Consider the following 21,458-nt stretch of genomic DNA (forward strand, 5'->3'; position numbering starts at 1 on the left):
TTCCAAGGTGTTCCGCCAGCAACGCCGTGATTATTTTCATCGGAAACTAATTGGAATAATTGATCGTCATAATCGTGGAATTCAAGGTATTTTTTACCGAAACGTTCTTTAATTTCCCCATGAGCAACAGCTAGATCTGAAAAACGTTGTGCCCAGTAGTCTAACGATGCATCTGTCGGAACACGGAAGCCTGTACGAGAAATGCTGTTAGTTCCCTTTGTTCCTTTTGGAATTTGTGGGAAGTCAAAGAATGTCATATCTGTTCCGGGAGCTCCGGTATCATCAGTAAAGTATAAATGATACGTTTCTATATCATCCTGGTTAACGGTTTTTTTAATCATACGTAAGCCTAAAATATCTGTAAAGAAGCGATAATTTTTTTCAGCGCTTGAAGTCATAGCTGTAACGTGGTGTAATCCGCGAATTTGTGTGTCCATAATAATTTCCTCCTAATATCTTACTAAAAGTAAGTATACGTGTGGTGAATTTTTTTAGCAAGAATATTGCCTTAGGTTGATATTTACTAAAGGAATCAGTAGGATGGAAGCAGGAGGTCGACGATGAAGAATATTGTATTATTTGATTTAGATGGAACGTTAACGGATTCTAGTGAAGGAATATTAAATAGTGTTCGCTATATGTTGGAAAAGACGGGATTAGCGATTCCAGACGAGGCCACGCTGCATAGTTTTATTGGCCCACCTTTAGCAGACACCTTGGGAGAGTTATATGGTTTAAGTGCGGAGGAAGCCAATGAGGCTGTGCAAATCTATCGTGAGTATTATGGAGATCAAGGGATAAATCAGCTGACGGTTTATGCTGGAATAGAAAAAGTGCTCGTAGAATTGGCAGCAAATTATACTTTAGCGATAACAACATCAAAGCCGGAATTTTATGCCAAGCAGATTATTGAGAATCTTGGCTTATCTAACTATTTTTCGGGAATTTTCGGTGCAGACCTAGCCGGTGAACGGTCAAATAAAACCGCTGTGATTGCCTATGCACTAGCGCAGTTAGAAGAAACGACTGCTGTAATGATCGGTGATCGAAAATTTGATATTTTAGGGGCTAAGGCCAATCAGTTGAAAAGTATTGGTGTGTTGTACGGTTTTGGCGATCGGCAAGAGCTGCTGGAAGCGGAGGCAGATTTTATTGTTGCAACTGTCGAAGAGCTACCTGCAGCGATAAAAAAGAGTTTCTAAAATAAAAAACTCCCTCAGATGAGGGAGTTTAATACTATTATTTCGACTTAGTACCAGCCGTTTGCTTGCCAGAAAGCTTGTGCGCCTTCCCATGAACCATAACGAGAAGTTACGTATTGGTCGGCTACACGTTCTTGATTGGCAGCTGAGTAGTCACCATTTAAGTATGAAGCGGATAATTGGTAACGTCCGATGTATTGGCCGTTAGTTGCAGTGTATGAACCACTCGATTCACGTTGTGCGATCCATTCTTTAGCAGAATTGGTGCTTGCTGGTGTTGAAGCTTCAGCAGCAGGTGCAGCGGCTTGTTGTGCAGGAGCTGCTGTTTGTGCTGTTTCTTGAACAGGTGCTTGTGCTGTTTGAGCAGGAGCTGCTTGTTCTTGAACAGGTGTTACGGTTGTATTGCCTTTAGCGTCTGTATCGATCGTTAAGTTTTGACCTTCAAAAATCATGTCAACATTTGAAATTTTGTTTTCTTTAGCGATTGAATCAATCAAACTGTTATCACCAGCAAATTTGATTGAAATTTTTGATAAGGTATCACCAGATTGAACAGTGTAGTTTTCTGCTGCATGTGCATCGTTTGTTCCTAGTGCGAATACTGCACCAGCTGTTAATAAAGTCGTAAGTACAAGAGTTTTTCCAAATTTCATTATGTAAATTCCTCCAAAAAGTTTTTAAATGTAAATCAGTCATTTCGACTACGAGAGTTACTTTACCATCGAATGAGATTGCGTGGGTTATAAACCAGTGACAACACGTTACAGTGTAATGTATTAATATGACAATAAATAACCGAACGTGTGTTTTTGAAATACTTAATCTCTTTTAAGAATAATTAAAATCAGCGTACTGTTAGGGTTTATAGCATGTTTTTCAAGCGGGTAATTTTGAAAGCGCTGCTCAAAGTTGCAATGTTGAAATTTTGTTGTAAAAAATCAGAAAATTCTATACGGAAAAATCAAGGAAATAGGCGATAAGATTCTTAAGAAAAGGTAAACTAACCAAGGTTTGAATGGGGTGGAAAATGAAGATCACGATCAAAGAGGTTGCTCGTCTAGCTGGTGTTTCGGTAACAACCGTGTCTCAGATTCTCAATCAAAAGGGTGGGCGCTTTAGTGAGGCAACAAAAGAGAGGGTTTTAAAAGTGATTGAGGAGCAACAGTATTCCCCAAATTATTTTGCTTCTAATATTATTGCAAAAAAATCTAAGACCATTGGCGTGATCGTTCCGGATTTCGCGGAACAATTCGCTTCAGCGATTGTTCGGCAGATCAGAGATCAATTGGAAAAAAAGGGATATTATTTGATTATTTGCGAATCCAGTCATGATTTTCTAAAGGAACAGGAATTATTGAGCCAATTGGCAAGAATCGCAGTGGAGGGAATTTTTCTATTTACACCAAATGATTACAGCGGGAAGAAAATTATTGAGCATGGGCGATTCCAAGAAATACCGGTTGTTTTTGCTGATCGAGGATTGAACAAGGGCTTTTACGGGACAGTCAAACTTGATGAATATTCAGGTGTTTATCGGGCAATCGAATGGTTGATTGCAGAGGGGCATCAAAAGATCGGTCTTATTATGGACAATGCGGAGCACTACCATTTAGCCGAGCGTTTTGAGGCCTATCAACAAGCCTTGAGTGATCATGAGCTATTAATAGAAGAAAAGTATATTAAGTACATGCCATTGACCATAACAGGCGGTTATCAAGGAGCGACTGATTTGTTGAAGGAAACAGAGGTGAGCGCGATTTTTTGCTGTGATGACATGCTGGCGATTGGTTGCTATCAAGCGGTATATGACAGTGGAAAGAAAATGAATCAGGATATTACGATTATTGGCTTTGATGGCGGCGAAGTCACTCAGATCGTTCGCCCGCAAATAAAAAGTGTTCGGCAGCCGTATCAAGAACTAGGCAAGGCCTACGCCGAAAAAATCCAAATGGCGATTGATCAGCCAGAGCGACGGATGGATGATCGACTTTTTCATGTTATTTTCGAACCATGATTATCGGATTAAAGTAGGATAATTACCTATATCCGACTCTTTTTAATTAATTAATAATTATTTTGAAAGTAGATTGCGTTAAAAATTATAGCTAAAATATTCAATAAGGGCATTTGAAAGGCAAAATTGACTAGGTTTCACAAAAAAATCATAATCTAGTGACCAAATGCCGTTATTTCTTTGGTAGAATATAATGGTAAAAAAATTATAATGCTTTCAACCAACAAGGGTAGTTGGTGAGAAAAGATTAAATGAAAAGTGAGGGTATTTTTTTTGAAGGGTTTTAGGGAGGATTTTTTTCAAGAGAAAACAAAAAGAATCATCATTGTTAGTTTGGTGATTTTACTGGTAATCGTTAGTTTTTATTCATTTAAGAGCATTCACTATGCGGAGCGGTTATTACCGAAAACAAAAATAAATAGTATAAATGTGGGTGGTCTGACACTTGATCAGGCGAATAAAAAAATAAATGCTGAATTAATGGAGGCACCTTTTGAGATTCATCTAGGAAATACCATGTGGAAGCAGATCAAACGAAGCGAATTTGGTTGGCAAACTGATAATCTGGCTGAGCTTAGTAGAATTAAGCAAAATCAAAAACCGTTTGCTTGGGGAATTACCAGTTTACTTGGTAATCAGCACGATTTGCCGAAGACATATGATCAAACGAAAGTAAATCAATTAGTAGAAAATTTAGGAGCGGTACTTCTTCAAACAAATGCAACACGTGTTCCGACGCAGAACGCGACGGTTGAATGGCAAGAAGATAAGTTTGAGATCGTTTCAGAAAAACAAGGAGATACCTTTGATATTGAGGCAGTCAAAAAGGCCTTGAAAGAATATCTGGAAGAGGGAAAGGAATTACTGGATGCGGAGGATTATTATGCTCAGCCGATTTTAACAAAGGAAGACCGTGTTTTAAAGGAACTAAAAGATAAAATGAATCAGCTGGCGAAAGTACAGGCCACCTATACCATTGGTGGAAAGCAAGTAACAATTCCCTCCTCCGAACTTAGCAGTTGGCTAGCGACGAATGAGAAGGCTGAAGTACTTTTGAAGCAGGATAAGGTAACCGCTTTTGTAACTAAGTTGAATGAAGAATACAATACGATAGAAAATCCAACGCCATTCAAAAGTACTTTACGAGGAACGGTGTCGGTTCCTGTAGGAATTTATAATTGGTCAATTGACATTCCTGCCGAGGTTGAAGCCTTAAGCAATCAGATATTGAAAGGTGAAAACTTTAATCGTGTGCCAATAGTAACAAGTGAAATTGAACAGGTGCAGACCAGCATTGAAGGCACGTATGTTGAGGTAGATCTGCAAAATCAGCACATGTGGTATTATAAAGACGGAAAGCTACAATTTGAGACGGATATCGTCAGTGGAAAACCCTCAACACCAACACCGCCAGGGATAAATTACGTTAGAAGTAAATCAACGGATCAGGTTTTACGAGGATTAAATGAAGATGGGTCAAAATATGCCAGCCCAGTTCGCTATTGGATGCCAATTGATCAAACAGGAGTGGGGATTCACGATTCCGACTGGCAATATGCGTATGGAGGCGATTTATGGTTGTATCGCGGCTCTCATGGGTGTATCAATACGCCTCCAGCTAAAATGGATGAACTTTATCCAATGCTGGAAGTAGGTACGCCTGTGTTAGTCTTTTAAAAAAATATACCTAAAGTGTTAACCTAAGGGTTGACACTTTTTTTTGTCTCTAAGAAAAGTCTAAAATTTTCATAGGAATGAATCACTTTACAGCAGGTATTCATATTCGCTTCACGAATGAGCTTTCTCGGCAATACGCTCAAAAGCAGAGTGAGTGTGAGAAGCTTTTTTATGATTTCTAGTAACTGGTATTAGATTTTAGAACCATTTAAAGATTTCTCTTATCGAAATCAAAAAATAAAGAAGAAACTAGAACATTGTTTGTTGCGTCTATTCCTTGTTATATCAACCTTTTGACTTTTAGAAAAAAAATTTAAAGATTAATTGTTGACAAAGGTAAAAAAACCACCTTACCATTGGGTTGTGGTTATAACCAGTTAAAAAAAGGAGAAGCCCATGGAAAACTCTTTTAAAAACAAAGCTTTGTATCATCAGCTTGTAGATTTATTGAAGAATCGGATGGAAAGTAACATGATTCCTCATGATAAATTGCCATCTGAGCGAGAATTGACCGCTCAATACGGAGTAAGTCGGACGACGGTTCGCTTGGCTCTGCAGGAGTTGGAGAATACGGGATACATTTATCGCCGTCACGGCAAAGGAACCTTTGTCTCTGATATCAAGAAGGATGCGGCTGATTTAGGGGGAGCCTACAGCTTTACCGAACAAATGAAAGGCCTTGGTAGACATCCTGAGACTAGAATCTTATCCTTTGAAAAAATTGAAGCGGATAAATTTATCGCACAACGCCTCAATCTTTCTTTGGGAGAGGCGGTTTTCAAATTAAGTCGGTTGCGGATCGCAGATCGTGAACCTCTGATGATTGAAGACAGCTATCTGCCCGTCAAATTTTTCTTGTCGTTAGATGATCGATTGTTAAGAAGCAAACCTTTATATGATCTTTTTTCAGAAGATTTTGAGCAAACGGTCCGTTTAGCAGATGAGGAGCTTTATGCCAGCATCGCTTCAAAGGATGACGCAAAGCAGCTGATGATCCCTGAAGGAGCACCAGTTCTGCATTTAGTTCGTCAGACCTACAATATGAAAAATGAAATCATTGAATTTACTTTGAGCGTCGCTCGTGCGGATCAATTTCATTATCAAATTCGCCATATTCGAAATAGTTAGGAGAAGTGTTGCATGTTTACGATAGAAAAAGAAAAACTTGAGCAAATGGGGGCTGAGATCACAACTCGTGAGATCCGCCAACAGCCGGAACTTTGGGAAGAAACGATTGACCTTTATCAAGCCGCCCAAGCCGAACTAGAAAATTTTTTAGCAGAAGTCCAAAAACAAGCAAAGGGTCAGCGCACACGAGTAATTTTCACTGGTGCGGGAACTTCACAATATGTAGGAGACACGCTCGTTCCTTATTTACGAAAACACGGTGATCGTCAAGCCTTCAATTTTGAAAGTATTGGAACCACTGATATCGTGGCAGAGCCTGAAGAGTATTTAATTAAAGAAGAACCGACCTTACTGGTATCTTTTGCCCGAAGCGGAAACAGTCCTGAAAGCTTGGCAGCAGTTGAAATCGCGAATCAGGTCGTTGATACGATCCATCATTTATCCATCACCTGTGCCGAAGAGGGAAAATTAGCGCAAATTAGTCAAGCCGAAGCCAACAGCTTTCTATTCTTAATGCCAGCGCGCTCAAATGATGACGGCTTCGCTATGACCGGCAGCTTCTCATGTATGACATTAGGCGCGTTATTGACCTTTGATCAGACAGCACTAGCAGAAAAACAAAACTATGTAAAAACACTGAATGCTTTAGGAAACGAAGTGATCGTCCGTGAGCATGAAATCGAAAAAATTGTTGCACTTGATTTTGAACGGATTGTCTATGTTGGCTCAGGAAGTTTAGCTGGATTAACCCGAGAAGCACAATTAAAAATTCTAGAATTAACAGCCGGAAAAATCGCGACGGTCTTTGATTCATCGATGGGCTTCCGACACGGACCAAAATCATTTATTAACGAAAAAACCATCATGTTCGGGTTTATCAATAATGATCCTTACACACGTGACTATGATTTAGATGTGTTAGAAGAAGTTCACGGAGATGAAATCGCTTCCGGTGTCTTTGCCATCACACAACCGGGTGAACGCAATTTCTCTGGTGATAAGTTCGAGTTTGCAACAGGAACCACTTTACTTCCAGATGCTTATTTAGCACTAGGCTATGTCATGGTGGCACAAACCGTTGCGCTCTTAACTTCGGTAAAAGTTGCGAACACACCTGACACACCTTCACCAACCGGAACAGTCAATCGTGTGGTCAAAGGTGTAACGATTCATGAATATAAGTAAGAATCAACTGGGAGGAAGAACCATGCTTACATTAACAACAGGAAAAAAAGCGGCGATGGACCGTTTATCAACAAAGGATGGCATTATCAGTGCCTTAGCAATTGATCAACGTGGCGCGTTAAAAAAGATGATCAAAGCGCTAAATGTCGAACCAACGGATGAACATATTGAGCGCTTTAAGGAATTAGTTTCCAACGAGTTGACACCATATGCTTCTTCGATCTTATTGGATCCTGAATACGGTCTGCCTGCCGCAAAAGCCCGTCATGCGGAAGCGGGATTATTGCTGGCTTATGAGAAAACTGGCTACGATGCAACGACACCAGGACGTTTGCCTGATCTATTGGCGGATTGGTCGGTTTTGCGATTAAAAGAACAAGGTGCCGATGCGATCAAGTTTTTACTTTACTATGATGTGGATGAAGATCAAGCGCTCAATCATCAAAAGCATGTCTTTGTTGAACGCTTAGGTAGTGAGTGTGCGGAAGAAGACCTGCCATTCTACTTAGAATTGGTTTCTTATGATGCGCAAATTTCAGATGCTGGTTCCTTTGACTATGCCAAAGTGAAGCCGCATAAGGTCAATGATATGATGAAGGAATTCTCAAAACCGCAATACAAAGTGGATGTTCTAAAAGTGGAAGTTCCAGTGAATATGAATTTCGTTGAAGGCTTTGGCACGGCTGAAATCGCGTATACCAAAGAAGAAGCAGCCAACTATTTCTTAGAACAAAGCCAAGCGACAGACCTGCCATTCATTTTCTTAAGTGCAGGTGTTTCAACGGAGCTTTTCCAACAAACATTGGTGTTTGCTAAAGATGCAGGTTCCACCTTCAATGGCGTGCTCTGTGGGCGTGCCACCTGGAAAAATGGTGTGAAGCCGTTCATCGAATCAGGTGAGACTGCTGCTCGTGACTGGTTGCAAAGCGAAGGTCGTGAAAATATCGAAAGCTTAAACAACGTGTTAAAACAAACAGCAAGCTCTTGGTACGACAAAGTCCAAGTCGCAGAAGAAGCAGCGATCAATTAGGAGGCGAGCTCGTGATAGTAACGGTAACGATGAACCCGTCCATTGATATTTCCTACCCATTGGAGAAGCTTAAGCTGGACACGGTCAATCGAACGACTCAGGTCGGCAAAACAGCTGGTGGTAAGGGTCTCAATGTCACGCGTGTCATTCATGATTTAGATGGCGATGTTCTAGCAACGGGTGTTTTAGGCGGGTTTCATGGGGCGTATATCGCAGAAGAATTAAAGCGAGCAGGCATTAAGCAGGCGTTTACAGCCATTCAGGAAGAAAGCCGTGACTCGATCGCTATTTTACACGAAGGGAACCAGACGGAAATATTAGAAGCTGGTCCAACGGTTTCAGAAGCGGAACAGCAGGTCTTTTTGGAAAAATTTCAGGAGTTGGTTAAAGAAGCCGAGATTGTCACCATCTCAGGCAGTCTGGCTAAAGGGCTCCCGTTGAATTTTTATCAAAAGCTCGTTCAATTAGCGGAAGAACAAGCGGTAAAAGTCCTTGTGGATACCTCTGGCGAAAGCTTGAGACAGGTATTAGCGGGTGAGCATAAACCCTTTTTGATTAAGCCAAACCTTGAAGAACTAGAAGCTTTATTGGGACAGCCGTTTTCAATTGATGACTTAGAAGAGCTGCAGTCAGCTTTAGCTCAGCCTCTATTTACGGGTGTTGAGTGGATCGTTGTGTCACTAGGTAAAGAAGGCGCACTTGCAAAATATCAAGAGACTTTTTATCGAGTCACGATCCCGATGATTAAAGCAGTCAATCCAGTAGGTTCAGGTGATGCGACGATTGCCGGATTCGCCTATGGCTTATCGCAAAAAATGAACCCAACAGCGCTGATGAAGCTGTGTATGGCAGCGGGCATGGCCAATGCACAAGAAGAGCGAACAGGTCATGTTGATCCGATCAACGTAAGTGTTCATTTTGAGGAGATAAATGTAAAAAAGATCGAGCAATAAGCTCGATCTAGACGGGATTAATTTTTTTTTGAGACCAGTTCAATTTTATAAAAATTCCATTTTTTATAAGATTCGACGTATTCCAATGTCTGTTGCGTGTCCCGTCGTTTGGTCACGCGGACTTGGAGAACAGTCGGTTCACCGGTAGAAATTTCTAAAAGCTTTGCTGCATCTGAAGGAGTCGGAAACTTGATTTCATTTGTTTCGGTAAAATCTTCTTCATTCATGTGGATATTGTAATCCAGCTTAAAGCGTTGGTAGATAGAATTGTAATAGCTCAGTTCTTGATAATTAGGGTTCACATATTGCTCCGGCAAATAGGTCTGTTGATAGATATAGGGCGTCTCATCAGTCTTGCGCAAGCGCTTGATGCAGTAATAAAACGCTGTATCAGGTAACTCGAGCTTACTTAAATAGGCTGGGTCATTTCCCCGCGTAATCGACAAGACTTGTACCTGATCGTTACTGATAGGAAACAATTCGATATCGGAAAATTCGACTATTTTCCCTTTACGGGCACGGGAGACGAAAGAGCCGCGTCCTTGATGGCGCACAATGAAGCCATCTTTGACTAAATCATTCAACGCGCGAATGACAGTGATCGAGCTGACACTGAACATTTCTACCAACTCGGCTTCCGTATAAAATTTGTCGCCATTTTCGAATTTGCCAGAAATAATTTGCTGCTTTAGTTCATCTTTTATGATTTGGTATTTTGGAATGACCATACGAACCTCCAAACAATGAATAGGAATTAAAAGTTTCATTAGAATTCTTTGATTTTTCTGTCTATGGGTTGATTTTAACACATTCTACTCAAATAGACAGAGTTGACTTTCTAATTTAAATAATTTAATATATTAATATACTAAAAACGCTTTCATTTAAGGAGGGAGCCTTTGAAAACATTTGAGATTAAAGAAGATTTTCTTCTAAATGGAGAGCCTTTCAAAATCATGTCAGGAGCGATTCATTATTTTCGGGTCGATCCGAAAGATTGGTATCATTCGCTATATAACTTGAAGGCCTTGGGATTTAATACAGTCGAGACCTATGTACCATGGAATTTGCATGAACCAAAAAAGGGTGCGTTTCATTTTGAAGGAATACTAGACTTGGAACGATTTTTAACAATTGCAGAAGAATTAGAGCTCTATGCAATCGTTAGACCATCACCATACATTTGTGCTGAATGGGAGTTCGGTGGTTTCCCCGCTTGGTTACTAAATGAAGATACACGCATCCGAACAAATGAAACCGGTTATTTGAAGCATGTGGCTGATTATTATGATGTTCTCATAAAGAAACTGGTTCCACATCAGTTGTCAAATGGCGGAAATATTTTAATGATCCAAATTGAGAATGAGTATGGTTCTTATGGAGAAGAAAAAGACTATTTACGTTCGGTTCGAGATTTGATGATAGATAGAGGAATCACGGTTCCGTTTTTCACTTCAGATGGACCTTGGCGTGCGACACTTAGAGCAGGCAGCATGATAGAAGAAGATATTTTGGTTACTGGAAATTTCGGTTCAAAAGCGGAAGAAAATTTTGCATCTATGCAACGCTTCTTCGATGAACACGGGAAAAAATGGCCACTGATGTGCATGGAATTTTGGGATGGTTGGTTCAATCGCTGGAAAGAACCGATTATCAAACGAGATCCTCAGGAGTTGGCACAAGCAGTTAAGGATGTCTTGATCAGAGGCAGTATCAACCTGTATATGTTTCATGGGGGAACGAATTTTGGTTTTATGAATGGCTGTTCCGCACGGGGAGTCATTGATTTGCCGCAAATCACTTCTTATGATTACGGAGCTCCGCTAGATGAGCAGGGCAATCCAACTGAAAAGTATTTCGCGATTCAACAAATGATTCATGAAACGTTTCCTGAGATTCAACAAATGGAACCGTTGACAAAAGGCACAATGGAAGTGAAAAACATTCCGTTGATTGATAAAGTCAGTTTGTTTTCGACCTTAGACACAATTAGCCAACCGGTGAAAACGACATACCCAGAAACGATGGAGGTGTTAGGACAGAATACTGGTTACCTTTTGTATCGCACATCGATCAAAAAAGATGCTGAAGAAGAAAGATTGAGAGTGATCGATGGCCGCGATCGTAGCCAGCTATATCTAAATCAACAATTACAAGCGACACAGTATCAGACGGAAATCGGCGAAGATATCCTTGTTCCGATGACTGAAGAAACCAATCAATTAGACATTTTGATTGAAAATATGGGTCGGGTGAATTACGGACACAAATTATTTGCTGATACACAAAATAAGGGGATTCGAACAGGAGTCATGGCTGATTTACATTTCCTCACTGATTGGTCACAGTATTGCTTGCCGCTGGATTCGTGTGAGACGGTTGATTATTCAAGAGAATGGCAGCCAGGACAACCAAGTTTTTATCGCTATGAAGTAGCGCTTGATGAAGTGGAAGATAGCTTCATCGATCTGTCGAATTTTGGAAAAGGGATTGTTTTCATCAATCAAACAAATATCGGACGTTTTTGGGAAGTTGGACCAACACTGTCGCTGTATATTCCTAAGGGATTATTTAAAGAAGGCAACAATGAAATCGTGATTTTTGAAACAGAAGGCACCTTTCAACCAGAGATTCAGTTAGTCAAAGCACCATTATATAAAGAAATGAAAGAGGGATAAACAATGAGTATTATCGGAGTAAGAATTGACGGACGTTTAATTCATGGACAAGTCGCAAATTTATGGACAACGAAATTAAACATTTCTCGTATTATGGTAGTGGACGATGCCGTTGCACAAAATGATATTGAAAAAAGTGGATTAAAACTAGCTACGCCTGCCGGAGTAAAACTGAGTGTATTGCCGATTGAAAAAGCAGCCAATAATATCCTAGCAGGAAAATATGATTCTCAGCGCTTATTGATCATTGCCCGCAAACCCGATCGTTTATTGAAGTTGGTTGAACTAGGGGTTCCAATCGAAGAAATCAATGTTGGAAATATGTCGCAAACAGATGAAACGCGTTCAATTACCAAATCAATTAATGTCGTCGATCAGGATGTAGAAGTATTCAATCAATTACATGCTAAAGGCGTTCGCTTGATCGCACAAATGGTTCCAAGTGATAAAGCAGAAGACTTTATGAATCTATTAGCGAAATAGGAGGATAAATAAATGGATATCTTATGGTGGCAGATCTTATTATTAACATTATATGCAGGGTATCAAATTCTAGATGAGTTACAAATTTATTCATCACTGAGCGCACCAGTCTTTGCCGGATTATTTGCCGGCCTAGTAATGGGCGATTTAAAAGCAGGACTTATTATTGGTGGTAGTATGCAATTGACCGTACTAGGTGTCGGTACATTTGGTGGGGCATCAAAAATTGATGCTAACTCAGGGACAATCTTAGCAACAGCTTTTTCTGTGGCTTTGGGAATGAATCCCGAGCAAGCAATCGCGGCAATCGCAGTTCCAGTTGCCAGCTTAATGATTCAATTAGACATTTTGGCTCGTTTTGCCAATACGTATTTTGCACATCGGATTGATAAATTAGTCGAAGACATGAATTATAAAGGGATCGAACGTAACTTCCTAATGGGGGCCATTCCTTGGTCATTTTCTCGCATGATTCCAGTCTTTCTAGCATTAGCATTTGGTGGAGGCTTAGTTGAAAAGGTTGTTGCTGTCTTGAATGGAGATTTGAAGTGGTTAGGTGATGGCTTATCTGTAGCCGGAGCAGTTTTACCAGCGGTTGGGTTTGCCATTCTATTACGCTACTTGCCTGTGAAAAAACACTTCCCTTACTTGATCCTAGGATTCACGTTAACTGCGTTATTAGGAACCGTCTTTACGAATATGCAGGTCTTAGGAACGGGTGTTGCTGGTGTTGTGAAGAACTTCGAGGGCGTTTTCAATTCACTTCCTATGCTAGCAATCGCATTAGTCGGATTTGCACTAGCAGCGATCAGCTATAAAAATGGGCAGATGATCCCTAATTCTCCAGCCCCTAAAGATGTTGCTTCGAATGATTCAGATGAAGGAGAGATTGAAGATGACGAAATCTAATTATAAGTTAACAAAGGAAGACTTTAAGCAGATCAATCGCAGAAGCTTGTTCACTTTCCAATTAGGCTGGAACTATGAACGGATGCAAGGATCTGGCTACCTTTATACAATCTTGCCACAATTACGCAAGATTTATGGTGACGATACGCCTGAATTAAAAGAAGTTATGAAAACCCATACACAGTTCTTTAACACCTCAAACTTCTTCAATACAATCGTTACCGGGATCGACTTGGCGATTGAAGAAAAAGAAGGCATTGGTGGTAAAGACACTGTCTCAGGTTTAAAAGCGGGGTTAATGGGACCTTTCGCGGCGATTGGGGATTCGATCTTTGCAGCATTGATTCCGACGATTTTTGGAGCCTTAGCGGCGAACATGGCGATCAATGGAAATCCAACCGGGATCTTCATTTGGATCATCGCACAAATCGCGGTGATGATCTTCCGTTGGAAACAATTGGAGTTTGCTTATCGTGAAGGGATCTCTCTGGTTACCACGATGCAGCATCGTTTAACTGCCTTGACAGATGCGGCAACCTTGCTAGGGGTCTTCATGGTCGGAGCATTGGTTGCGACTATGATTAATGTGAAACTCTCTTGGGCACCAAGCATTGGTGATGTGACATTGAATATGCAAAACAACCTTGATATGATTTTACCGCGTTTGTTGCCAGCAGGTATTGTGGCTGCGATTTATTGGATGCTTGGTAAAAAGAATATGACTTCTACTAAGGCGATCTTTATTGTTTTAGTCGTTTGCGTAGCATTGTCAGCTTTAGGTGTAATTTCTAAATAGAATGCTGTCTATCAAGAAGTCGAAAAAACCGTTTAGCAGCATGATGCACTGTAAAATATAGATATTCGAATGAACGAGGAGTGAATCAATGAGTAAACAATTAGTTTTAGTGAGTCATGGACTTTTCTGTGAAGAATTAAAAAAGAGTACCGAAATGATCATGGGGCCGCAGGAAAGCATTCATACAGTCAGTTTGCTTCCTTCAGAATCGGCGGAAGATTTCCGCGTAAAATTCGAAGCAGCGATAGCGAATTTAGATGATTTTGTTGTGTTAGCTGATCTGATGGGAGGAACGCCTTGTAATGTAGTCTCGCGGATGATTCTTGAAGGACAAGCCATTGATCTATATGCAGGTATGAACATGCCAATGGTGATCGATTTCATTAATAGTGAATTGATTGGTACAGAGCTTGCCTTGGTTGAATCTGCGACAAGCAACATTTGTCACGTGAATGAACGTATCACCGGTGCTGACGATGATGAAGATGAATAATCGTCTATAGAAGATGATTAAGCCAGAGAAATAATTCTCTGGCTTTTTTTGCGAGTTCAGTTTTCGTAGGAAAAGATTTTTCTGCAAATTACTGAGTAAGCAGTTAAGTTGGATTGTATGTGTAGTGAAAATAGGACTCCTTCATAAAAGCTAGCTGTCTGTAATAGCTTCTTTCTAATATGGTATGATTTAGAGGAGGATAAAAGAAAGAATAGGAGACTAAAGTGGATTTCAACGAGAAACTAAAACAATTACGTCAAAATAAACAATGGACGCAAGAAGAATTAGCGGAGAAGCTGTTTATCTCACGAACGGCCGTCTCCAAATGGGAATCAGGCCGTGGCTTTCCCAGTATTGATTCCTTAAAAGCCATTTCGCAAGTTTTTGATATTTCTATCGATGAGTTGCTATCCAATAGCGAACTGCTGTCAATTGCAGAAAGTGAGCAGCAACAGCAGCGGAAAAACTTTCAACATTTGCTTTTAGGTATTTCGGATTGCATGGTTGGCTTATTAATTGTTCTGCCGATTTTTGGTCAAGCACAAGGGGACCATATTGCGTTTGTCTCTTTGTGGCAACTTTCGCAGGAGACGATTATCTTCAAGCTTATTATTTTTTCTTTCGTTATTTTAACAATGCTTTTCGGCATTTTTGAGCTCGTTTTTTCCAATCGAGAAGAACGAATCATTGGATCAATTTCTTTGATTTTATCGTTGTTCGTTGTACTGCTTTTCATCATGACTAGGCATCCATATCCGGCAACGTATGTGTTAATGCTTTTGGCAGTGAAGGGGATTTCCTTATTAAATAGCCGTTGATACGCATCGTCACCTTAAGGTGACGGTGCGCTTCTTTTTGTTTCTGGCAGCCTCTGATACGTTTTATTTGGATAGCTTCCAAATAATTGTTAGGAGAGAATCAGCCATATGAAAATAGCAAAGAAGCAATTAGGAATAGCCATAGGATTATTGATCGTCTTTATTTTATACACGATTTGTTTAATCAACATTGATGTACAAAAAATAGGTCCACATTATTCAGAGGTAGGCTTTGCGACACTGAATCAATCACTATATAATAAAATTGGGACCAATGCCTTTTGGTGTCAAGTGACAGAAGTTTTAGGGATTTTTCCATTAATTATGGTGGGGTATTTTGCATTGCGAGGAGTTTTCCAATTGTATACCCGAAAGAAGCTCTTACTAGTGGACAAGGAAATTCTTGCGCTAGGATTTCTTTATGCTGGAGTCGCCGCTTGCTATGTTCTTTTTGAAAAAGTCATCATTAATTATCGACCGATTTTAGAGGATGGACAGCTAGAAGCATCCTATCCGTCAAGTCATACTTTTCTAGCGATTACAGTTCTGCTGTCAGCTTTTTATGTGTTAAGAAAGGAAACAGGAATGGTCAAAGCAATCATCGCCTATCTGAGTTTGGTGGTCATGCTTGTGCTGGTTATCGGACGCTTTTTGTCTGGATCACATTGGGGAACCGATATTTTTGGCGGAGTTTTATTAGGCCTAACGCTTGTCAGCTTCTACCTCGCAGGACTGAAAGCAGTTCTAAACACAAAAAAAGAACGTTGAGAAATCAACGTTCTTAGAAGAGCCACCTGTCGGGCTTGAACCGACGACCTCTTCCTTACCATGGAAACGCTCTACCAGCTGAGCTAAGGCGGCATAGTTATTTAACACAAGATATAGAATAGCGAAGTAACGGTTATTTGTCAACTGCTTGGACAGAAAAATTTCTAATAGTTGTTCTTCTAAAATTCTTATTTACAACAAAGTCGCCGCTATGAACCAGCGACGACTTTGTTGTATAGATGAGCGACGATATCACTATAGCCTTTTGGTTGCGTCCAAACGTTTGACAACAGGATAATCCCGTTTTGGCCATCTTTTGAGAAATCGACGACTGTCTCGAACCGTGCTTTTACGCCACGTGTGTGGTACTTATTCTTCATGTTATAAATTCCGCTGGCATATTCTTCACCTGGATAAGTATGCCATAATTCCGTGCGCTCTTGACTCGTAAGATATTGGTCCTTATATAACGAGTAGAAATAAGTGTATAAATCTTCCGCCGACATAAATATGTTTCCGGTACCTAATTCATCCGCATAAGAAGATACGGTTGTGGGAGCATAGACTGGGCCGTTTGCGTCTTGTAAATAAGAGAGTGCTTGTTCCTTACTTGTTTCTGAATAAAAACTAGTTTCTTTTAACTTCATAGGATCTTTCAACAGTTTATCAAACAAGCTATTATAATCAGTTTGATAAACTTTTTCCAAAATACCAGCTAGTAGAACGTAATTAACAGGTTGATAGGAATAACCAGCATTTGGTGTGACAGTAGTTTGACGAATCGTCTCCGCCAAAATTTGTTTAGTATCCGTCGTATTTAATGCTGAAATTTTCTTTTCATCAATGCGTAAGCCAGAGCTCATATTCAGCATATCCTTGATAGAAATATTTTCGCTGTTAGAAATTTGTGGATAGAAGGCACTGAGTTTTTGATCCAAGAACAGTTTGCCAGATTTAACAGCCTGCATAATTAAATAAGCAGTTTGTCCTTTTTGAACTGAGCCGATACAGTATTGTGTATTCACTGTATTACGGATCCTTTTTGCCTGATCTTTCCAGCCATAAGCTTTATTCAAAATTACCTGTCCATGTTGAAACACCAAAACAGTTCCACTAAAGTTTTTTTCTAATAGCGTCTGTTCGATGCTAGCAGATGTGGCATTTCTTGGTTCAATTAGTCGTTGATTCATTGAACCAGTAAATAAATTTGGTAATTTGTTTGTTTTAGTTGATGAGGCTTGTTCTACTGAAAGGTGTTCATGATGGCTGTATTTAAAATAAAGCTCTCCTGCTGATAGGATGAGTAGTAGTAAAAGCAAAAAAGTCTTGTTCAATTTATTGTGATTGTTGTGTTTTCTTTTTCGATGCTTGTATCTTGGCATAATAGATCCCCTAATCCTATCTAAAATCGTTCTATTTTTTTAAAATTGTGATTGCATGATGAAATAAAAATTGATATTATAGTGAAGTATTCTTCCGGCATAGCTCAGTTGGTAGTAGCGCATGACTGTTAATCATGATGTCGTAGGTTCGAGTCCTACTGCCGGAGTTCTTAGAGATGATCAAAAGATCATCTCTATTTTTTTACACTTAAAAATTGAATTTTATGTGAATAAAAAGCTTAATTATAAAAAAAATATTGATAAAAGCATGACCTTTTTTTAAAACTAGCGCACCTCCTTTGAACCAAAGGAGAATCCTCGTTATACTGATAGTGAGGGGGGATTCAATGGAGAAACGCGATGCCTATTTTGACAACGCAAAACTTTTCTTGATGATTTTAGTTGTATTTGGTCACTTTTTACAACCATTTGCCAACGATCATCCTCTATATAATGATCTGTACTATTTTATTTTTACGTTTCATATGCCAGCGTTCATCCTTATTTCAGGTTTTTTTGCTAAAAGCGGGCCAAAACCAATTAAAAGTCTGATAAAAAAACTATTGCTTCCATACATTTTTTTCCAACTGTTGTATTCGGGCTATTACACGCTGATTGGCCTACAGGATTCCTTTAGTCTTGACCTAGGAATTCCGCAGTGGTCACTCTGGTTTTTATTGAGCTTATTTTGCTGGAATGTGCTTTTACATTTGACGAACAAATTTGCAGTAAAGCAGGTTTTGATCGCTAGTGTGCTTGTGGCATTGCTTGTGGGTTATTTTCCGATTTTTGATCGTTATTTAGCGATTCAACGAACGTTGACGTTTTTCCCTTATTTCATGGTAGGCTATGTGATTCCGAAGAATTGGGTCGAAAAGCTGAAAACGTATCCGAGAAAATGGATGGCCTTACTGCTATTTAGCGGATTGTTTCTATTTATTCAAGGGAATGATTTGATCAATAAGTATTGGGTCTTTGGTTCAAAGCCTTATGAAGATTATCTCAATCAACCGTTACTGGGTGGTCCTCAACGATTGATCTTTTTTATAGCCGGGTTAATCGGAATCGTTGCTTTCTTGATTATCGTACCCAAAGAACGTCACTTTTTCTCCAATTGGGGGAAAAATACGTTGACGGTGTATTTGCTCCATGGTTTTTTAGTGAAAGGCTTGAGAGCCCTGGAACTTGATTTCGAAATTAGTTCAGTGGAAGTTCTTTTATTATTTATCGGGAGTATGCTGCTGACGGTGATGCTATCAAGTAAGCGAGTTGGTCAGTGGATCAGTAAAGGAAAGCGGGTCTTACAGCCAAGTTTGTAAACTAATTGTCTCTTTGCCTCATTAAGCGTAAAATGAGGGGCAAGGAGGCGTTTTTTTATGGCAAAAATTACGGATGAACGAACCCAAGCTTTTCGAAAAGCTTTTGAACAAAATGCTAAACAAGTCGCATTGCAACGAGGTGTAGTAAAAAATGGTATTCGAGCCTCTGCGGAAAATATTCAGACGCATGTGGAAAATACACCAGTTTTTTCTATTGATCTGGCAACCGGGAAAGTCGCCAATCAAAAACAATCTGGGCGTTGCTGGATGTTCGCGGCGTTAAATACGTTTCGTCATAAACTGTTAACGACATTTCAGTTAAAGGATTTTGAGCTTTCACAAAACTATACCTTCTTTTGGGATAAGTACGAAAAGGCAAATTACTTCTATGAGAATATTTTGAATACAGCTGAACAGCCAGCAACGAGTCGTGAAGTGGCCTTTTTGTTGCAAACACCGCAGCAAGATGGTGGGCAATGGGATATGATTGTGTCTCTTTTCCAAAAATATGGGGTCGTACCGAAAAGTGTCATGCCCGAAAGCAGCAACAGCTCTAACTCCCGCGATCTAAATAATTATCTAAATAAATTATTGCGTAAGCATGCCGTTTTGCTTCGTCAAATGGTGGCAGAGGAAGCAACAGACGAGGAAATTCAAGCGAATCGTGAAGCCATGCTTCAGGAGGTCTACAATCTTTTGGCGATTTCATTAGGTACGCCGCCAACGGAGTTTGATTTCGAATATCGTGATGAGGAAAAAAATTACCATTTGGATCAAAGGTTAACGCCCCAAAGTTTTTATGCTAAATATGTCGGTGTAGATCTGGATGAATACGTCAGTATCATTAATGCACCAACTGAGGATAAGCCTTTCATGAAATCTTACACAGTTGATATGTTGGGTAATGTAGTCGACGGTAAACAGGTAAAATACTTGAATCTTGAAATGGATGATTTCAAAGCTTTAGCGGTAAAACAATTGGAACAAGGCGAATCTGTTTGGTTCGGCTGTGATGTTGGTCAATCCTCCACCCGCGACAGCGGAATCATGGCCTTAGATGCCTATGATGTCGAGGATTTATTTGATGTCGATTTGACCATGACAAAAGCCGAACGTTTAGACTATGGTGAAAGTCTGATGACTCATGCAATGGTTTTGACCGGTGTTGACTTGATTGATGGTCAGGCAAAAAAATGGAAAGTCGAAAACAGTTGGGGTGAAAAAGTCGGTGATAAAGGATTCTTCGTGATGAGTGATGCATGGATGGATGAATACACGTATCAAATCGTCGTTCGCAAAGAATTTTTAACATCAGAGCAACTAGCGGCTTTTGAGGCAGAACCAATTGTTTTAGCTCCTTGGGATCCAATGGGCGCATTAGCGTAATAAAGAACTGGGACAGCTAGGGTTGTCTCAGTTTTTTATTATAAAGAAAGTATCAAATTTTCAAATGAATAACTTACGTTACAGCAGATAGATCCATATCCGGCTTCACGAATGAGCTTTTCTAAGCAAGCTACCCATACAGTTACTGCAAAACACCATTAAGCAGAACTAGCATATCGGCAAGAAGCAAAAATATTTCGAAATTTGAGAAGCACCAAGTAGCTACCAATTAGTGCTCAAAAGCTGAACAAGTTCACGCAGCCTTGCTTCATTTATTAAGAAGAATCATATTTACAATCCGGAGTTTGTTTATTATAGAAAAAGCGTTTTCTTTTTGGATATGCTATACTTTTAACAAAAAGAATGTTCATTCAACAAACGTAAAATAAGAAGGTAACAATTTGGTTGAATGTGTCACAACATTCAGAGAATGAAGAAGGAGGTTGGGTGGATGCCTAAACATTTAGCCGTTCGGCATGCTGAAAATATGCGGGAATTGGGTGGTTATAAAACAAAAGATGGACGGAGGATTGCTCCTCAGAAACTGATTCGTTCTGCGGGGATTAATCACATTGACGCGAAGGATAAAGAATATTTAAGTGGCTATGGGATTAAAAAAGTCGTTGATTTTCGTTCAATTGAGGAACGTGATTCTCAGCCGGACCAAGACATTCCTGAAGCTCAAAACATTTTTTTACCGATTTTTCCTATTGAAGAGACGAAGACAGCCTCAGCTTCACCGAAGAAAATGATGCGGCGGATGCAGAACGGGGAAGATGCGCATAAGCAAATGGTCGAAGTCTATGAACATTTTGTAACAGATGATCATGTACGTGGCCAATACCGTAAGTTTTTTGATTTGGTGTTAGATAACGCCGGTGAGAAAGAGAGCCTATTGTTTCATTGTACTGCGGGGAAAGATCGAACTGGGTTTGCCGCAATGCTTTTACTAAGTTGCTTAGGGGTTAATCAAACAACCATCACAAAAGATTATCTAGCAACGAACCGCTATTTAAAAAAAGCTGTTGAAGAAATGTATCAGAAAGCGAAGCAAGCGGGGGTGCCAACGGCTTCATTAAATGGTATTGAAGACATGATGAGTGCTAAAAAAGAATACTTGCAGACGAGTTTCCACTTGATTAAAGAACATTATGGAACGACGATGAATTTTATTCATGAAGGAATCGGTGTAACTGATCAAGAAATTAAAGACTTGAAGAAAATTTACTTGTTGTAA

Annotated in this window: 21 protein-coding genes and 2 tRNA genes (1 of these 23 only partly in view); 18 read left to right on the forward strand and 5 right to left on the reverse strand. The window is 39.8% G+C overall.

All coding sequences use genetic code 11. The features are described from left to right. Positions 1-437: the 5' end (the start) of a ring-cleaving dioxygenase gene (locus IGI44_RS03475; protein ID WP_438786421.1), read on the reverse strand. 538 nt of this gene lie to the left of the window's left edge; 437 of the gene's 975 nt are visible here — the first part of the coding sequence; its start codon is at positions 435-437; its stop codon lies off the left edge, out of view. A 123-nt stretch (positions 438-560) separates the two neighbouring features. On the opposite strand from IGI44_RS03475, the gene IGI44_RS03480 reads away from it, so the two are divergent. Next, positions 561-1,202 carry an HAD-IA family hydrolase gene (locus IGI44_RS03480; RefSeq protein WP_438786422.1) on the forward strand — a complete coding sequence of 214 codons (642 nt, stop codon included), beginning with the start codon at positions 561-563 and terminating at the stop codon, positions 1,200-1,202. A 47-nt stretch (positions 1,203-1,249) separates the two neighbouring features. On the opposite strand, the gene IGI44_RS03485 is transcribed toward IGI44_RS03480, so the two are convergent. Next, positions 1,250-1,855, reverse strand: coding sequence for a LysM peptidoglycan-binding domain-containing protein (locus tag IGI44_RS03485; protein WP_438786423.1), 606 nt, complete (start codon positions 1,853-1,855; stop codon positions 1,250-1,252). Between the two features lie 374 nt (positions 1,856-2,229). On the opposite strand from IGI44_RS03485, the gene IGI44_RS03490 reads away from it, so the two are divergent. The 6 genes from IGI44_RS03490 (at position 2,230) to IGI44_RS03515 (ending at position 9,189) form a co-directional block, all read left to right on the forward strand. Beyond that, positions 2,230-3,216 carry a LacI family DNA-binding transcriptional regulator gene (locus tag IGI44_RS03490; protein WP_438786425.1) on the forward strand — a complete coding sequence of 329 codons (987 nt, stop codon included), beginning with the start codon at positions 2,230-2,232 and terminating at the stop codon, positions 3,214-3,216. Positions 3,217-3,489: 273 nt separating this feature from the next. Next, complete coding sequence (locus IGI44_RS03495) at positions 3,490-4,893, forward strand: L,D-transpeptidase family protein (protein ID WP_438786426.1); 1,404 nt, start codon at positions 3,490-3,492, stop codon at positions 4,891-4,893. Between the two features lie 396 nt (positions 4,894-5,289). Further along, the gene (locus tag IGI44_RS03500) at positions 5,290-6,021 is read left to right on the forward strand and encodes a GntR family transcriptional regulator (protein WP_438786427.1); all 732 of its coding nucleotides are present in this window, start codon (positions 5,290-5,292) and stop codon (positions 6,019-6,021) included. A 12-nt stretch (positions 6,022-6,033) separates the two neighbouring features. After that, positions 6,034-7,206 (forward strand): SIS domain-containing protein, encoded by a 1,173-nt coding sequence (agaS, locus tag IGI44_RS03505; RefSeq protein WP_438786429.1) that lies wholly within the window; start codon positions 6,034-6,036, stop codon positions 7,204-7,206. 22 nt (positions 7,207-7,228) lie between these two features. Further along, positions 7,229-8,236, forward strand: coding sequence for a tagatose-bisphosphate aldolase (gene lacD / locus IGI44_RS03510; RefSeq protein ID WP_438786430.1), 1,008 nt, complete (start codon positions 7,229-7,231; stop codon positions 8,234-8,236). Positions 8,237-8,247: 11 nt separating this feature from the next. Continuing rightward, on the forward strand, positions 8,248-9,189 hold the full coding sequence (locus IGI44_RS03515; RefSeq protein WP_438786431.1) for a hexose kinase: 942 nt from the start codon (positions 8,248-8,250) through the stop codon (positions 9,187-9,189). A 17-nt stretch (positions 9,190-9,206) separates the two neighbouring features. Here IGI44_RS03515 and IGI44_RS03520 read toward each other — a convergent pair whose 3' ends face one another. Beyond that, positions 9,207-9,917 (reverse strand): GntR family transcriptional regulator, encoded by a 711-nt coding sequence (locus IGI44_RS03520; RefSeq protein WP_438786433.1) that lies wholly within the window; start codon positions 9,915-9,917, stop codon positions 9,207-9,209. A gap of 171 nt (positions 9,918-10,088) precedes the next feature. Between IGI44_RS03520 and IGI44_RS03525 the strand changes: the two genes are divergently transcribed. The 7 genes from IGI44_RS03525 (at position 10,089) to IGI44_RS03555 (ending at position 16,134) form a co-directional block, all read left to right on the forward strand. After that, complete coding sequence (locus tag IGI44_RS03525) at positions 10,089-11,867, forward strand: glycoside hydrolase family 35 protein (protein ID WP_438786435.1); 1,779 nt, start codon at positions 10,089-10,091, stop codon at positions 11,865-11,867. Positions 11,868-11,870: 3 nt separating this feature from the next. After that, positions 11,871-12,350, forward strand: coding sequence for a PTS system mannose/fructose/N-acetylgalactosamine-transporter subunit IIB (locus IGI44_RS03530; protein WP_438786437.1), 480 nt, complete (start codon positions 11,871-11,873; stop codon positions 12,348-12,350). 12 nt (positions 12,351-12,362) lie between these two features. Next, the gene (locus IGI44_RS03535; protein ID WP_438786438.1) at positions 12,363-13,259 is read left to right on the forward strand and encodes a PTS mannose/fructose/sorbose/N-acetylgalactosamine transporter subunit IIC; all 897 of its coding nucleotides are present in this window, start codon (positions 12,363-12,365) and stop codon (positions 13,257-13,259) included. Further along, on the forward strand, positions 13,246-14,055 hold the full coding sequence (locus IGI44_RS03540; RefSeq protein ID WP_316404671.1) for a PTS system mannose/fructose/sorbose family transporter subunit IID: 810 nt from the start codon (positions 13,246-13,248) through the stop codon (positions 14,053-14,055). The genes IGI44_RS03535 and IGI44_RS03540 overlap by 14 nt, the downstream gene beginning before the upstream one ends. Before the next feature lie 88 nt (positions 14,056-14,143). Next, positions 14,144-14,548, forward strand: a complete 405-nt coding sequence (locus IGI44_RS03545) for a PTS sugar transporter subunit IIA (RefSeq protein ID WP_438786440.1) — start codon at positions 14,144-14,146, stop codon at positions 14,546-14,548. 224 nt (positions 14,549-14,772) lie between these two features. Then, complete coding sequence (locus IGI44_RS03550) at positions 14,773-15,366, forward strand: helix-turn-helix domain-containing protein (RefSeq protein WP_438786441.1); 594 nt, start codon at positions 14,773-14,775, stop codon at positions 15,364-15,366. Between the two features lie 108 nt (positions 15,367-15,474). Beyond that, positions 15,475-16,134: a phosphatase PAP2 family protein gene (locus tag IGI44_RS03555; RefSeq protein WP_438786442.1), complete on the forward strand. Its 660-nt coding sequence runs from the start codon at positions 15,475-15,477 to the stop codon at positions 16,132-16,134. A 20-nt stretch (positions 16,135-16,154) separates the two neighbouring features. Here the strand turns inward: IGI44_RS03555 and IGI44_RS03560 are convergent. After that, positions 16,155-16,227, reverse strand: a tRNA-Thr gene (locus IGI44_RS03560). Positions 16,228-16,343: 116 nt separating this feature from the next. Further along, positions 16,344-17,516: a serine hydrolase domain-containing protein gene (locus IGI44_RS03565; RefSeq protein ID WP_438786444.1), complete on the reverse strand. Its 1,173-nt coding sequence runs from the start codon at positions 17,514-17,516 to the stop codon at positions 16,344-16,346. Positions 17,517-17,609: 93 nt separating this feature from the next. Between IGI44_RS03565 and IGI44_RS03570 the strand changes: the two genes are divergently transcribed. The 4 genes from IGI44_RS03570 (at position 17,610) to IGI44_RS03585 (ending at position 21,458) form a co-directional block, all read left to right on the forward strand. Further along, positions 17,610-17,683: transfer RNA gene (locus IGI44_RS03570), tRNA-Asn, on the forward strand. Between the two features lie 180 nt (positions 17,684-17,863). After that, positions 17,864-18,835, forward strand: a complete 972-nt coding sequence (locus IGI44_RS03575; RefSeq protein ID WP_438786446.1) for an acyltransferase family protein — start codon at positions 17,864-17,866, stop codon at positions 18,833-18,835. Between the two features lie 57 nt (positions 18,836-18,892). Further along, positions 18,893-20,221, forward strand: a complete 1,329-nt coding sequence (locus IGI44_RS03580) for an aminopeptidase C (protein ID WP_438786448.1) — start codon at positions 18,893-18,895, stop codon at positions 20,219-20,221. Positions 20,222-20,672: 451 nt separating this feature from the next. Next, positions 20,673-21,458, forward strand: coding sequence for a tyrosine-protein phosphatase (locus IGI44_RS03585; protein WP_438786450.1), 786 nt, complete (start codon positions 20,673-20,675; stop codon positions 21,456-21,458).

This window comes from Enterococcus sp. DIV0756, assembly GCF_051710745.1.
In the GTDB taxonomy this organism is placed as follows: domain Bacteria; phylum Bacillota; class Bacilli; order Lactobacillales; family Enterococcaceae; genus Enterococcus_A.